Source organism: Pseudomonas syringae (assembly GCF_021606685.1).
GTDB lineage: Bacteria > Pseudomonadota > Gammaproteobacteria > Pseudomonadales > Pseudomonadaceae > Aquipseudomonas > Aquipseudomonas syringae_R.
This window is the reverse complement of record NZ_WKCB01000011.1, coordinates 13,956-28,172: the sequence shown is the minus strand read 5'-3', so window position 1 is coordinate 28,172 and position 14,217 is coordinate 13,956. Positions and strand designations below refer to the sequence as shown.

Annotated in this window: 10 protein-coding genes; 8 read left to right on the top strand and 2 right to left on the bottom strand. The window is 62.7% G+C overall.

All coding sequences use genetic code 11. The features are described 5' to 3' along the window. The 4 genes from dgcA to etfB all read left to right on the top strand — a co-directional run bounded on the left by dgcA (position 1) and on the right by etfB (position 6,166). Positions 1-2,061 carry a dimethylglycine demethylation protein DgcA gene (gene dgcA, locus GIW02_RS06845; protein ID WP_236421803.1) on the top strand — a complete coding sequence of 687 codons (2,061 nt, stop codon included), beginning with the start codon at positions 1-3 and terminating at the stop codon, positions 2,059-2,061. A gap of 155 nt (positions 2,062-2,216) precedes the next feature. Continuing rightward, positions 2,217-4,160 (top strand): dimethylglycine demethylation protein DgcB, encoded by a 1,944-nt coding sequence (gene dgcB, locus GIW02_RS06840; protein WP_236419600.1) that lies wholly within the window; start codon positions 2,217-2,219, stop codon positions 4,158-4,160. After that, on the top strand, positions 4,160-5,380 hold the full coding sequence (gene etfA / locus GIW02_RS06835) for an electron transfer flavoprotein subunit alpha (protein WP_236419598.1): 1,221 nt from the start codon (positions 4,160-4,162) through the stop codon (positions 5,378-5,380). The genes dgcB and etfA overlap by 1 nt, the downstream gene beginning before the upstream one ends. Positions 5,381-5,395: 15 nt before the next feature. Next, a complete protein-coding gene (etfB, locus tag GIW02_RS06830) occupies positions 5,396-6,166 on the top strand; it encodes an electron transfer flavoprotein subunit beta (protein WP_236419596.1) in 771 nt (256 codons plus the stop codon). A gap of 607 nt (positions 6,167-6,773) precedes the next feature. On the opposite strand, the gene gbcA is transcribed toward etfB, so the two are convergent. Further along, positions 6,774-8,069: a glycine-betaine demethylase subunit GbcA gene (gene gbcA, locus GIW02_RS06825; protein ID WP_236415037.1), complete on the bottom strand. Its 1,296-nt coding sequence runs from the start codon at positions 8,067-8,069 to the stop codon at positions 6,774-6,776. Positions 8,070-8,351: 282 nt separating this feature from the next. Between gbcA and gbcB the strand changes: the two genes are divergently transcribed. Continuing rightward, the gene (gbcB, locus tag GIW02_RS06820; RefSeq protein WP_236415035.1) at positions 8,352-9,452 is read left to right on the top strand and encodes a glycine-betaine demethylase subunit GbcB; all 1,101 of its coding nucleotides are present in this window, start codon (positions 8,352-8,354) and stop codon (positions 9,450-9,452) included. A gap of 139 nt (positions 9,453-9,591) precedes the next feature. Here gbcB and GIW02_RS06815 read toward each other — a convergent pair whose 3' ends face one another. Continuing rightward, complete coding sequence (locus tag GIW02_RS06815) at positions 9,592-10,632, bottom strand: threonine aldolase family protein (RefSeq protein WP_236415033.1); 1,041 nt, start codon at positions 10,630-10,632, stop codon at positions 9,592-9,594. 90 nt (positions 10,633-10,722) lie between these two features. Here GIW02_RS06815 and GIW02_RS06810 point away from each other — a divergent pair, with 90 nt between their 5' ends. The 3 genes from GIW02_RS06810 to GIW02_RS06800 all read left to right on the top strand — a co-directional run bounded on the left by GIW02_RS06810 (position 10,723) and on the right by GIW02_RS06800 (position 14,214). Next, entirely contained in the window at positions 10,723-11,451 is a 729-nt protein-coding gene (locus GIW02_RS06810; RefSeq protein WP_236415031.1) for a TraX family protein, read from the top strand. 236 nt (positions 11,452-11,687) lie between these two features. After that, the gene (gene glyA / locus GIW02_RS06805; protein ID WP_236415030.1) at positions 11,688-12,941 is read left to right on the top strand and encodes a serine hydroxymethyltransferase; all 1,254 of its coding nucleotides are present in this window, start codon (positions 11,688-11,690) and stop codon (positions 12,939-12,941) included. A gap of 22 nt (positions 12,942-12,963) precedes the next feature. After that, on the top strand, positions 12,964-14,214 hold the full coding sequence (locus tag GIW02_RS06800; protein WP_010207084.1) for a sarcosine oxidase subunit beta: 1,251 nt from the start codon (positions 12,964-12,966) through the stop codon (positions 14,212-14,214). The last annotated feature ends 3 nt before the right edge of the window (positions 14,215-14,217 follow it).

Here is a 14,217-nt window from a genome sequence, read left to right as displayed (position 1 = left end):
ATGGCTTTCGAAGCAATGTTTGCGCCGATCCAGATCGGCAAACTGACCATCCGCAACCGCGTGCTCAGTACCGCCCACGCCGAGGTGTATGCCACCGACGGCGGCATGACCACCGACCGCTATGTGAAGTATTACGAAGAGAAGGCCAAGGGCGGCATCGGCCTGGCGATCTGCGGCGGCTCCTCGGTGGTGGCCATCGACAGCCCGCAGGAATGGTGGAGTTCGGTCAACCTGTCCACCGACCGCATCATCCCGCACTTCCAGAACCTGGCCGACGCCATGCACAAGCATGGCGCCAAGATCATGATCCAGATTACCCACATGGGCCGTCGCTCGCGCTGGGACGGCTTCAACTGGCCGACCCTGATGTCGCCGTCGGGCGTGCGTGAGCCGGTACACCGCGCTACCTGCAAGACCATCGAGCCGGAAGAAATCTGGCGCGTGATCGGCAACTACGCCAGCGCCGCCAAGCGCGCCAAGGCCGGTGGCCTGGACGGTGTGGAATTGTCCGCCGTGCACCAGCACATGATCGACCAGTTCTGGAGCCCACGGGTCAACAAGCGTACTGACGAATGGGGTGGCACCTTCGAAGGCCGCATGAAGTTCGGCCTGGAAGTGTTGAAGGCCGTGCGCGCCGAGGTCGGTGACGACTTCTGCGTGGGCATGCGCCTGTGCGGCGACGAGTTCCACCCGGACGGCCTGTCCCACGAGGACATGAAGCAGATCGCCAAGTATTACGACGACACTGGCATGCTCGATTTCATCGGCGTGGTGGGCTCGGGGTGCGACACCCACAACACCCTGGCCAACGTGATCCCCAACATGAGTTACCCACCGGAGCCGTTCCTGCACCTGGCCGCCGGTATCAAGGAAGTGGTCAAGGTCCCGGTGCTGCACGCGCAGAACATCAAGGACCCGAACCAGGCCACGCGCATTCTGGAAGGCGGCTACGTGGACATGGTCGGCATGACCCGTGCGCACATTGCCGACCCGCACCTGATCGCCAAGATCAAGATGGGCCAGATCGACCAGATCAAGCAGTGCGTCGGCGCCAACTACTGCATCGACCGTCAGTATCAAGGGCTGGACGTGCTATGCATCCAGAACGCCGCGACCTCCCGTGAATACATGGGCGTGCCGCACATCATCGAGAAGTCCACCGGGCCCAAGCGCAAAGTCGTGGTGGTCGGTGCCGGCCCGGCCGGGATGGAAGCGGCGCGCGTGGCTGCCGAACGTGGCCACGATGTGACCCTGTTCGAGAAAAAGGAATTTATCGGCGGGCAGATCACCACGGCGTCGAAAGCCCCGCAGCGTGACCAGATTGCCGGTATCACGCGCTGGTTCCAGCTGGAGCTGGCGCGCTTGAAAGTCGACCTGCGCCTGGGCGTGGCGGCGGATGCCGAGACCATTCTGGACCTGCGTCCGGACGTCGTCGTGCTGGCGGTGGGCGGGCATCCGAACGTCGAGCAGAACGAACACTGGGGCGCAGCCGAAGGCTTGGTCGTCAGCAGTTGGGACGTGCTGGACGGCAAGGTGGCGCCGGGTAAAAACGTGTTGGTGTACGACACCATCTGCGAATTCACCGGCATGTCGGTGGCTGACTTCCTGGCCGACAAAGGCAGCCAGGTGGAAATCGTCACCGACGACATCAAGCCGGGCGTGGCCATCGGCGGTACGTCGTTCCCGACCTACTACCGCAGCATGTACCCCAAGGAAGTGATCATGACCGGCGACATGATGCTGGAAAAGGTCTACCGCGAAGGCGACAAGCTGGTGGCGGTGCTGGAGAACGAATACACCGGCGCCAAAGAGGAGCGGGTGGTGGACCAGGTGGTGGTCGAGAACGGCGTGCGCCCGGACGAAGCGATTTACTACGCGCTCAAGGAAGGCTCGCGCAACAAGGGCCAGATCGACGTCGAAGCGCTGTTCGCGATCAAGCCGCAACCGTGCTTGAGCGAGGCGGGCGAGGGGTACTTGCTGTTCCGCATCGGTGACTGTGTGGCGCAGCGCAATACCCACGCTGCGATCTATGACGCCCTGCGCCTGTGCAAGGATTTCTGACCCGCGCATGGCCAAAAATGTGGGAGGGGGCTTGCTCCCGATGGCGGCGGGTCAGGTGATACAGCTGTAGCTGACCCACCGCTTTCGGGAGCAAGCCCCCTCCCACATTAAGGCCAGTTTCACTTCAGATTTGTGTGGTCTGTGGGAGCTTCACCATGTTGAACACCTTGCTGCCTATTCTCTTGTTCGCCGCCCTGGGCCTTGCCGTCCTCGGCGCCCTGCGCCGGGCGAACATGTGGCGCCGTGGCCGCGCGTCCAAAGTCGACCTGCTGGGCGGCCTGTTGGCCATGCCCAAGCGCTACATGGTCGACTTGCACCACGTGGTCGCCCGCGACAAATACATCGCCAACACCCACGTCGCCACCGCCCTGGGCTTTGTGCTGTCGGCGCTGCTGGCGATCCTGGTACACGGTTTCGGCCTGCATAATCGCATCCTCGGCTATGCCCTGCTGCTGGCATCGGTGCTGATGTTTGTCGGCGCCACGTTTGTCTACCTACGTCGGCGCAACCCGCCGTCACGGCTGTCGAAAGGCCCGTGGATGCGCCTGCCGAAAAGCCTGATGGCGTTCTCGGTGAGCTTCTTCCTGGTGACCTTGCCGGTGGCCGGGATTCTGCCTGCCGACTTCGGTGGCTGGCTGCTGGCTGCGCTGCTGAGTGTGGGCGTGGCGTGGGGCGTGTCCGAGATGTTCTTCGGCATGACCTGGGGCGGCCCGATGAAACACGCCTTCGCCGGCGCCCTGCACCTGGCCTGGCACCGTCGCGCCGAACGCTTTGGCGGGGGCCGTTCCACCGGTTTGAAGCCGTTGGACCTGAACGATAAGACCGCGCCCCTGGGCGTGGAGAAACCCAAGGATTTCACCTGGAACCAACTGCTCGGCTTCGACGCCTGCGTACAGTGCGGCAAGTGCGAAGCCGCGTGCCCGGCATTCGCCGCCGGCCAGCCGCTGAACCCGAAAAAACTGATCCAGGACATGGTGGTCGGCCTGGCGGGCGGCACCGATGCCAGGTTCGCCGGCAGCCCGTACCCCGGCAAGCCGGTCGGCGAGCACAGCGGCAACCCGCACCAGCCCATCGTCAATGGCCTGGTCGACGCCGAAACCCTGTGGTCCTGCACTACCTGCCGCGCCTGCGTGGAAGAGTGCCCGATGATGATCGAGCACGTAGACGCCATCGTCGACATGCGCCGCCACCTCACCCTGGAAAAAGGCGCCACGCCGAACAAAGGCGCCGAGGTCCTGGAAAACCTGATCGCCACCGACAACCCTGGCGGCTTCGCGCCGGGCGGCCGCCTGAACTGGGCGGCGGACCTGAACCTGCCGTTGTTCAGTGACAAAGGCAGCGCCGACGTACTGTTCTGGGTCGGCGACGGCGCCTTCGACATGCGCAACCAACGCACCTTGCGCGCCTTCGTCAAAGTGCTCAAGGCGGCCAGGGTCGACTTCGCCGTGCTCGGCCTGGAAGAACGCGACAGCGGCGATGTGGCCCGTCGCCTGGGCGATGAAGCGACCTTCCAGCTGCTGGCCACGCGCAATATCCAGACCCTGGGCAAGTACACCTTCAAGCGCATCGTGACCTGCGATCCGCACAGTTTCCATGTGCTGAAAAACGAGTACGGCGCCTTCAATGGCAATTACCTTGTGCAGCACCACAGCACGTTCATGGCCGAGTTGATCGGCGATGGTGCGCTCAACCTGGGACAGCACAAAGGCAACAGCGTGACCTACCACGACCCGTGTTACCTGGGGCGCTACAACGGCGAATACGAGGCGCCGCGCCAAGTGCTGCGGGCGCTGGGTATCGAGGTCAAGGAGATGCAACGCTCGGGTTTCCGTTCGCGCTGCTGCGGCGGTGGCGGCGGGGCGCCGATCACCGATATTCCCGGCAAGCAACGTATCCCGGACATGCGCATGGACGACATCCGCGAAACCGGCGCCGAGCTGGTGGCCGTGGGTTGCCCGCAGTGCACCGCGATGCTCGAAGGCGTGGTCGAACCGCGCCCGCTGATCAAGGACATTGCTGAGCTGGTGGCCGACGCGTTGCTCGAAGACGCCATGCCAGCGAAAGCGCCCATCAAGCGTGAACCTGCGGAGGTGCATTAATGAGCGAGATTATCCGCCGCGACCCCCGGGCCGAATGGATCGCCCGCAACCGTCTGCACCCGCTGCACGCGGCGATGCAGCCGGTGCAACAGAGTTGGATGGGGCCTAACGGTGTTATCCGCAAGAACGTGCATGGCGTCGGTTTTATCGGCCCCAACGGCATCAAGCGCATCGACCGCAGCGGCGCCCAACAAGGTGGCGCGGCCAAGCGCACGGCGGCGGTGGACGTGCAGTTGCCGCTGCACCAGATCGCAGCCCCGGCGTTTTACATCAACGTGGTGCCGGACATGGTCGGTGGCCGCCTGAGCAGCCACGACCGCGACCTGCTCGGCCTCGCCCGGCAACTCGCCGGCAGCGACGGCGCGGTGCTGGCCGTGGTGTTTGGCGAGCATAAAGAAAATGCTTTCGCCACGGCCGGCGTCGACCGCCTGTTGGTGCTCGACGGTCCCGAGTTCGAAGGTTATGCACCGGAGCAACGCGTTCAGGGGCTGCGGGCTGTGGATAACCAATTCAACCCACGCCACTGGTTGCTGCCCGACAGCCGCAGCGGCGGTGGTGAGCTGGGCCGGCGTTTTGCCGCCAGCCTCAAGGAACGCCCGGCCACCCGGGTGTGGCAGATCAAGGGCGAGGAATGCATCGGCCGCGCCGGTGCGGGCCAGGAAGACTTGGCGCGACCGCTGCCACGCCTGATCCTGGCCGCCGCCGAATGCGCCGAGCCGGTCAGCGAAACGCGTCACGAAGTGTTGCCCGTGGAGTTATCCACAAGCCTGGCGCGCAGCCTGCCGCGTATCGAAGACCTTGGCGCTGTGGCGGTGGACCCAGGGGCGATCCCCATGGCCGAAGCCGAGTTTATTTTCTCCGGCGGCAATGGCGTGAAGGACTGGGGCTTGTTCCACCAGACCGCTGCGGCGCTGGGCGCCACCGAAGGCGCCTCACGGGTGGCGGTGGACGATGGCTTTATGGCGCGTGATCGCCAGGTCGGCGCCAGCGGCACCTGGGTCACGGCGCGGGTGTACGTGGCCGTGGGGATTTCCGGAGCGATCCAGCACCTGCAGGGCATCGGTGCCTGCGACAAGGTGGTAGCGATCAACCTCGACCCGGGCTGCGACATGATCAAGCGTGCCGACTTGTCGGTGATCGGCGAAAGCGCCGCGATTCTGCAAGCCTTGATCGATGCGGTCGAGGCCTACCGCAACGGCGCCAAGCGCGATGCGGCCTAACCCAAGGATATGGCGATGACGACCAATGTAATCAGCCTGGTGTCCATCGGCGCCCACCCGACTTCCGGCCGGCCGCGCCGCGCCGAGCAGGACGCGCGTGCTGTCGAACTGGGCCTGCAAATGGCTGGGGATAAGTTGCAGGTGTTGCACGCCGGCGACATCAACGAGCCGACACTGCGCAGTTACCTGGGCATGGGTCTGCCGCAGTTGCACGTGCTGGAGCAGCCGGCAGGCGCCGATGCCTTGCCGGTGCTCAGTGACTATTTGCGCGAGGCAGGTGCCCAGGTGGTGCTTACCGGCAGCCAGGCCGAAACCGGTGAAGGCTCGGGCATGTTGCCGTTCCTGCTGGCCGAGCAATTGGGCTGGCCGCTGATTGTGGGCCTGGCGCAGGTAGAGTCCATCGACGGCGGCGTGGCCCATGTCCTGCAAGCCTTGCCCCGTGGCCAGCGGCGGCGCTTGAAAGTGCGTTTGCCGTTTCTGGCGACGGTGGATAACGCGGCGCCCAAGCCACGGCAAAGCGCTTACGGCCCGGCGCAGAGGGGCGAGCTGGCGGCCCATGAGGTCGCGGTTGAGGAGGACGAGTTATTCACAGGCGCAGTGCTGCAGCCGGCCAAGCCGCGGCCCAAGCGGCTCAAGGTGATCAAGGCCAAGAGCGGCGCGGACCGTATGAAGGCTGCCACGGCTAAGGCCAGTGGGGGGGGCGGGCAGGTGCTCAAAGGCCTGAGCCCGGAAGCCGGCGCGGACGCTATTCTCAAGCTGCTCATAGAAGAAGGCGTCGTACGCTGATCCAATGTGGGAGGGGCGGTGCGACGATTCGACTTGCCCCCGATGAGGGAGTGTCAGTTGATACAGCTTTGGCTGACCCACCGCTATCGGGGGCAAGTCGAATCGTCGCACCGCCCCTCCCACATTTTACCCACAATGCCTGTTAGCCTGCGTGTGGATAAGATGTTTGCTATCTGCTGCAAGCCGCGTAGTTAAAGGCGTGTAGAGTTCTGTTTAAAAAGTGATCAATCCTGGCTTTTCCCCTCAAAATCCCTCTGAAACCCCCAGTTTCACTAACCCGCGCACAGTTTTCCACAGATACCCCAAAGTTGCCCCCAAAGTCTGTTGGCGCTTCTGTGGATAAGGTGTTTGCGTTCCTCTGCAGCCCATACAAAACGTGGCTTACAGGCTTTAGGTCAAAAAATAACCAATAGAGGATAAAACCCCTGGCTTTGAATAAGTCACGGATTTTCTTGAGTTTATTTCAGCGAAAAGTACCAGTTGCCCACAATTGCTGTGGGTGGCTCTGTGGATAAGTTGTTGGGCAATGGCTGGAGGGCAGGGCAGGTGGGGGTTATCAGGGTTCTGGCTGTTTTTTGTACAGACCGGAACCCTGACAGTCAAGGCGTCACTCGTGTGCCGCCACACCCTTGAGGTAGGGCGCTGGCGCCGCGCCCAGGTTGCTCAGCAGACGCTCGCTGTACCAATCCACGAAGTTGACCACGCCAAACTCATAGGTCTTGGAATACGGGCCGGGCTGGTAAGCCGTGGAGTTGATGCCGCGCTGGTTCTCTTCGGCCAGGCGCCGGTCCTGGTCGTTGGTGGCGTCCCACACTTGGCGCATGCGCTCCACGTCGTAGTCCACGCCTTCCACGGCGTCCTTGTGCACGATCCACTTGGTGGTAACCATGGTTTCCTGAGCACTGATCGGCCACACGGTGAACACGATGATGTGGTCGCCCATGCAATGGTTCCACGAGTGCGGCAGGTGCAGGATGCGCATCGAGCCCAGGTCGGGGTTCTTGATGCGGCCCATCAGCTTGGCGCAGCCTTGTTTGCCGTCCAGGGTCATCGACACGGTGCCCTTGAGCAGCGGCATGCGCACGATGCGGTTACGCAGGCCGAAGCTGGCGTGGGCGTAAGGGATTTTCTCGGCGTCCCAGGCGGCGGCAGAGGCGGCCACGTGGTCCTTGAAGGCCTGGTCGGCGCGCGGGTCGGTCACGTCGTCCCATTCCAGCAGGGTTTTCAACAGCTCGGGGTGCGAGGCGTTGCAGTGGTAGCACTCGCGGTTGTTTTCCAGCACCAGCTTCCAGTTGGCCTTCTCCATCAAGGTGGTTTGCACCGCCACCTTGGTGTTCTCCATGTCGTAGGGTTCCATGTAGCGGTTCAGCGTCGACAGGAAGTCATCGATGGCCGGCGGGTTCTCGGCCAGGCTGATGAAGATGTAGCCACCGGCGGTCTTCACGTTGACCGGCTTGAGGCCGTACTGCTTCATGTCGAAGTCGGCGCCCATCTCGGTACCGGCGAACAGCAGGCGGCCGTCCAGTTCGTAGGTCCACTGGTGGTAGTGGCAGACCAGTTTGGCGACCTTGCCCTTGTCGCTGGTGCACAAGCGCGAACCACGGTGACGGCACACGTTGTGGAACGCATGCACCACGCCTTCGGCGCCACGGATCACGATGATCGGGTTCTTGCCGATTTGCAGCGTCAGGTAGTTGCCTTTGGTGGGGATCTCGCAGGTCATGCCGGCGATCAACCACTCTTTCTGGAAGATCTCCTGCATGTCGATATCAAACAGCCGGTCGTCAGAGTAGAACGGCTGCGGCAGTGAAAAGGTACGCTCGCGCTCCTGCAGCATTTGCGCGGTGGCCTTGCGTGCGGGTTCCAGCGGATCGCCCAAGCTCAGCGTTGCGGTGACGTCCATCGTGTGTGTCCTCAAGGCCATTCTGTGTGGCCGCGATAAGTGGCTGATCAGGTTTGCAGCAAGGCGTAAAGAAAGCGTCGTTGTTGGGAGCGAGTGTGGGGCCGGCGCAGGCCAGAACCTTATCCATGAGCGACATGGCCCACTCTGATCCCGACGCGCAACCCCCGTGGTATGGGGGCTGGTCGCGATAAGTATGTGAATGTCGCAGATAGGTAAATGGGCGGTTCCGGCGTTACGCAGAATCGCCACCATAAAGCCGAACATCGGCAGTGGAGAATCAGCATGTCCAACAGCTTCCTGAACCCGGTAACCACCCAGACCTGGGCCAATGGTCGGCACATCGTCCGTTGCGTCAAAGTCATCCAGGAAACCTGGGACGTGCGCACCTTCTGCTTCATGGCCGACCAGCCGATCCTGTTCTTTTTCAAGCCGGGGCAGTTCGTCACCCTGGAGCTGGAAATCGACGGCCAGCCGATCATGCGTTCCTACACGATTTCCAGCTCGCCGTCGGTGCCTTACAGCTTCTCGGTGACGATCAAGCGCGTGCCCGGCGGCAAGGTTTCCAATTGGCTCCACGACACGCTGCACGAGGGGCAGGAGCTGGCGGTGCACGGGCCGGTCGGGCTGTTCAATGCCATCGACTTTCCAAGCCCCAAAGTGCTGTACCTCAGCGGCGGGGTCGGGATCACGCCGGTGATGTCCATGGCGCGCTGGTTCTACGACACCAACGCAAATGTCGACATGACGTTTATCCACAGCGCCCGCTCGCCCAAGGACATCATCTACCACCGCGAGCTGGAGCACATGGCGTCGCGGATCGACAACTTCAGCCTGCACCTGATTTGCGAGAAGCACGGCCTGGGCGAGCCCTGGGCCGGGTATCGCGGCTACCTGAACCACAAGATGCTTGAGTTGATGGTGCCGGATTTCCTGGAACGCGAAGTCTTCTGCTGCGGCCCTACGCCCTACATGAACGCGGTCAAGCGCCTGCTGGAAGTCGCCGGTTTCGACATGGCGCGTTATCACGAAGAATCCTTTGGCGCCACGCCGCCGGAAGCCCGCGCCGATGCGGTGGAGCAAGCCGAGCAAGCCGCCGACGCGCCGGAAATCGACCTGGCGGACCTGCATCAGGTGGAATTTATCGCCTCGGGCAAAAGCATCCGCGTGGCGCCGGGCGAAACCGTGCATGCCGCCGCGGCCAAGCTTGGGCTGTTGATCCCCAAGGCCTGCGGCATGGGCATTTGCGGAACGTGCAAGGTGATGAAACTGGGCGGGGAGGTCGAGATGGACCACAACGGCGGGATTACCGAGGAAGACGAAGCTGAGGGTTACATCCTGTCGTGCTGCAGCGTGCCGAAAGGCGACGTGCGCATCGAGTTCTGATCGGCGAAACCGCTCAAGCGGGCACGGTCAAATGTGGGAGGGGGCTTGCTCCCGATGGCAGTGGAACAGTCACTGATGCAGTGACTGAAAGACCGCTATCGGGAGCAAGCCCCCTCCCACATTTTGTTCAGTGCTGAATTCAGGCGCCCATCACTTCCCGGATGTCTGCCGCCAATTCGCGCACGCGCTCTTCCTCGGTGTCCCACGCACACATGAAGCGCGCGCCGCCTTTGCCGATGAAGGTGTAGAAACGCCAGCCCTTGGCCGTCAACGCTTCGATGGCGGCTTCCGAGAGCTGCAGGAACACGCCATTGGCCTGTACCGGGAACATCAATTCCACGCCGGGAATATCCGCCACCAGGCTGCTCAGCAACTGCGCGCAGTGGTTGGCGTGGCGGGCGTGTTTGAGCCAGGCGTCGTTTTCCAGCAGGCCCACCCAGGGCGCGGAGAGGAAACGCATTTTCGAGGCCAATTGGCCGGCCTGTTTGCAGCGGTAGTCGAAGTCTTCAGCCAGTTTGTGGTTGAAGAACAGGATCGCCTCACCCACCGCCATGCCGTTTTTCGTGCCGCCAAAACACAGCACGTCCACGCCGGCTTTCCAGGTCAGGTCGGCCGGCGAGCAACCGAGGAACGCGCAGGCGTTGGAGAAGCGCGCGCCGTCCATGTGCAGGTTCAGGCCCAGCTCCTTGCAGGTCGCGCTGATCGCGCGGATTTCTTCCGGGGTGTACACGCTGCCGACTTCGGTGGCCTGGGTGAGGGTAACCACGCGCGGTTTTGGGTAATGGATATCCTGGCGCTTGAGGGCGATCTCGCGGATCGACTCCGGGGTCAGCTTGCCGTTTTCAGTGCGCGCGGTGAGCAGCTTGGAGCCGTTGGAGAAAAACTCCGGCGCGCCGCATTCGTCGGTTTCGACGTGGGCGGTTTCCGAGCAAATCACGCTATGGTAGCTCTGGCACAAAGAGGACAGCGCCAGGGAGTTGGCGGCCGTACCGTTGAAGGCGAAGAACACTTCGCAGTCGGTTTCGAACAGGTTGCGGAAACCGTCGGCGGCGCGGTGGGTCCATTCATCATCGCCGTAGGCGCGCTGATGGCCCTGGTTGGCTTGTTCCATGGCGGCCCAGGCTTCCGGGCAGATGCCGGAATAGTTGTCACTGGCGAATTGTTGGCTCTTGTCGGTCATGGCCCATTCCTGTGGTCGATGTTGGTGCGCACTGTAACCAAGATTGTCGCGGGTGCGCACGCACTGTAAATGCAAAGTCACTGGGGAATTATGCACGGTACTGAAACGATGCCTGTCGGACGCGTCCGCGATGGCGCCCTGGATTTGCTCAAGTGGCTGGCGCTGCTGAGCATGGTGCTGGACCACTTGCGTTATGTCGGTTTGAGCCTGGACGGCCTGTACGTGCCGGGGCGCCTGGCGTTCCCGTGGTTTTGCCTGGCGATTGCGGCGAACCTGCACCGCGTCCGGAATGCGCCCGTGACCGGCCAATGGCGCTACCTCGGCTGGCTGCTGCTGTTCAGTGTGATCAGCGAAGTGCCGTACCGGCTGTTTATCGACGATGCCGATACGTTGAACGTGTTGCCGACCTTGGCGCTTGGGTTGTTGATTGCCAGAGGATGGCAGCAGAAGGCGCTGTTTGATCGAGGATTGGCGGTGATTGCCCTCGCATTGGGCGCAGTGTTTTCCGCTCAGCTGATGTTCGGGTTTTTCGGTGTATTGCTGCCGCTGGCGCTGCTGCTGGTATTCAGCCGCCCATGGTATTTCAGCGTGTTGCCGGGCTTGGTGTGTGTGGCCGCCAACCAATGGCAGATTTTGCTCAGTAGCGGCACGCCGGTGGCGCTGATGGGATTGGCTGCCTGCCTGATTGCGCCATTGGCGGGATTGGTCTTATTGCGACAGGCGAAAAATACCAGGCCGCCCGCTATGCGCCGCTGGGCTTATGCCCTTTATCCACTGCACTTCCTCCTGCTGCTATTGGTCCGTCAGGTCATCGCCTAACCCCTGTGGGAGGGGGCTTGCCCCCGATAGCAGAGTGTCAGCCACTGCATCTGCAAGCTGATCCACTGTCATCGGGGGCAAGCCCCCTCCCACATTTGTTCGGTGTTATTTCGGCAATGTCGTAAACGCACCTTTGCGTGGCGTCCGTAGGCATTTGACCTGCTGGCGCCAGCCCTACCATCGCATCAAAGGGCTCTGCACGGGCCTTAACAATACGAAAGGCTGGGAGAGACGCGATGTTCAGCAAAAAAGACCAGATCCAGGGATATGACGACGCACTGCTGGCGGCGATGAATGCCGAAGAGCAGCGTCAGGAAGATCATATCGAGCTGATCGCGTCAGAGAACTACACCAGCAAACGCGTGATGGAAGCCCAGGGCAGCGGCCTCACCAACAAATACGCCGAAGGCTACCCAGGCAAGCGCTACTACGGCGGCTGCGAGCATGTGGACAAGGTCGAAGCCCTGGCCATCGAGCGCGCCAAACAACTGTTCGGTGCCGATTACGCCAACGTGCAGCCGCACTCCGGCTCCTCCGCCAACAGCGCGGTGTACCTGGCGCTGCTGAACGCCGGTGACACCATTCTGGGCATGAGCCTGGCTCACGGCGGCCACCTGACCCACGGCGCCAAAGTGTCGTCCTCGGGCAAGCTGTACAACGCCGTGCAGTACGGCATCAACACCGACACCGGCCTGATCGACTACGACGAAGTCGAGCGCCTGGCCGTGGAGCACAAGCCGAAAATGGTCGTGGCCGGTTTTTCTGCCTACTCCAAGACCCTGGATTTCCCACGTTTCCGTGCGATCGCCGACAAGGTCGGTGCGCTGCTGTTCGTCGACATGGCCCACGTCGCCGGCCTGGTTGCTGCCGGCCTGTACCCGAACCCGCTGCCGTACGCCGACGTGGTCACCACTACGACCCACAAGACCCTGCGCGGCCCGCGTGGCGGCTTGATCCTGGCCAAGGCCAACGAAGAGATCGAGAAGAAACTGAATGCCGCGGTATTTCCCGGCGCCCAGGGCGGCCCGCTGATGCACGTGATCGCCGGCAAGGCCGTGTGCTTCAAGGAAGCGGCCGAGCCCGGCTTCAAGGTCTACCAGCAACAAGTGATCGACAACGCCCAGGCCATGGCCAGCGTGTTCATCAAACGCGGCTACGACGTGGTGTCCGGCGGCACCGATAACCACCTGTTCCTGGTCAGCCTGATCCGTCAGGGCCTCACCGGCAAAGAGGCGGACGCTGCTCTCGGCCGTGCCCACATCACCGTCAACAAGAACGCCGTGCCGAATGACCCGCAGTCGCCCTTCGTGACCTCGGGCCTGCGCATTGGCACCCCGGCGGTGACCACGCGCGGTTTCAAAGTGGCGCAGTGCATCGAACTGGCGGGCTGGATCTGCGACATCCTCGACAACCTCGGCGACGCCGATGTCGAGGCCAACGTGGCCAAGCACGTGTCTGCCCTGTGCGCTGATTTCCCGGTTTATCGCTGAGCGCGGTTTTGGAGTAATGACTATGCAACGCTACTCGGGCTTCGGCCTCTTCAAGCACTCCCTCAGCCACCACGAAAACTGGCAGAAGATGTGGCGCACGCCGACCCCCAAAAAGGTCTACGACGTGGTCATCGTCGGCGGCGGCGGGCATGGTCTGGCGACCGCTTACTACCTGGCCAAGGAGCACGGCATCACCAACGTGGCCGTGGTCGAGAAAGGCTGGCTGGGCGGCGGTAACACCGCGCGTAATACCACCATCGTGCGCTCCAACTACCTGTGGGACGAGTCGGCGCACCTGTACGAGCACGCGATGAAACTGTGGGAAGGCCTGTCCCAGGACCTCAACTACAACGTGATGTTCTCCCAGCGTGGCGTCTACAACCTGTGCCACACCCTGCAGGACATCCGGGATTCCGAGCGCCGCGTCAGCGCCAACCGCCTCAACGGTGTGGACGGCGAACTGCTGAATGCCAAGCAAGTGGCCGACGAAATTCCGTACCTCGATTGCTCGAAAAACACCCGCTACCCAGTGCTCGGCGCCACCGTGCAACGGCGCGGCGGCGTGGCCCGTCACGACGCTGTGGCCTGGGGCTTTGCGCGTGCCGCCGACGCCCTCGGCGTGGACCTGATCCAGCAGACCGAAGTGATCGGCTTTCGCAAGGAAAACGGCGTGTGCATCGGCGTGGAAACCAACAAGGGCTTTATCGGCGCCAAGCGCGTCGGTGTGGTGACCGCCGGTAACTCCGGGCACATGGCTTCGCTCGCCGGGTTCCGCCTGCCGATTGAATCCCACCCGCTGCAAGCGTTGGTGTCGGAGCCGATCAAGCCGATTATCGACAGCGTGATCATGTCCAACGCCGTGCACGGTTACATCAGCCAGTCCGACAAGGGCGACCTGGTGATCGGCGCCGGTATCGACGGCTACAACGGCTACGGCCAGCGCGGCTCGTACCCGGTGATCGAACACACGATCCAGGCCATCGTCGAGATGTTCCCGGTGCTGTCGCGCGTACGCATGAACCGTCAGTGGGGCGGCATCGTCGACACCACGCCGGATGCGTGCCCGATCATCTCCAAGACCCCGGTACCGAACATGTTCTTCAACTGCGGTTGGGGCACCGGTGGCTTCAAGGCCACGCCGGGCTCAGGCAACGTGTTTGCCGCCAGCCTGGCCAAGGGTGAAATGCACCCGTTGGCCGCACCTTTTTCCATCGACCGTTTCCACAACGGTGCATTGATCGACGAACACGGCGCTGCGGCCGTCGCCCACTAACAG

Coding starts and splice junctions, on each gene's coding strand:
- dgcA (WP_236421803.1), top strand. CDS start 1: ATGGCTTTCGAAGCAATGTTTGCGCCGATCCAGATCGGCAAACTGACC.
- dgcB (WP_236419600.1), top strand. CDS start 2,217: ATGTTGAACACCTTGCTGCCTATTCTCTTGTTCGCCGCCCTGGGCCTT.
- etfA (WP_236419598.1), top strand. CDS start 4,160: ATGAGCGAGATTATCCGCCGCGACCCCCGGGCCGAATGGATCGCCCGC.
- etfB (WP_236419596.1), top strand. CDS start 5,396: ATGACGACCAATGTAATCAGCCTGGTGTCCATCGGCGCCCACCCGACT.
- gbcA (WP_236415037.1), bottom strand. CDS start 8,069: ATGGACGTCACCGCAACGCTGAGCTTGGGCGATCCGCTGGAACCCGCA.
- gbcB (WP_236415035.1), top strand. CDS start 8,352: ATGTCCAACAGCTTCCTGAACCCGGTAACCACCCAGACCTGGGCCAAT.
- GIW02_RS06815 (WP_236415033.1), bottom strand. CDS start 10,632: ATGACCGACAAGAGCCAACAATTCGCCAGTGACAACTATTCCGGCATC.
- GIW02_RS06810 (WP_236415031.1), top strand. CDS start 10,723: ATGCACGGTACTGAAACGATGCCTGTCGGACGCGTCCGCGATGGCGCC.
- glyA (WP_236415030.1), top strand. CDS start 11,688: ATGTTCAGCAAAAAAGACCAGATCCAGGGATATGACGACGCACTGCTG.
- GIW02_RS06800 (WP_010207084.1), top strand. CDS start 12,964: ATGCAACGCTACTCGGGCTTCGGCCTCTTCAAGCACTCCCTCAGCCAC.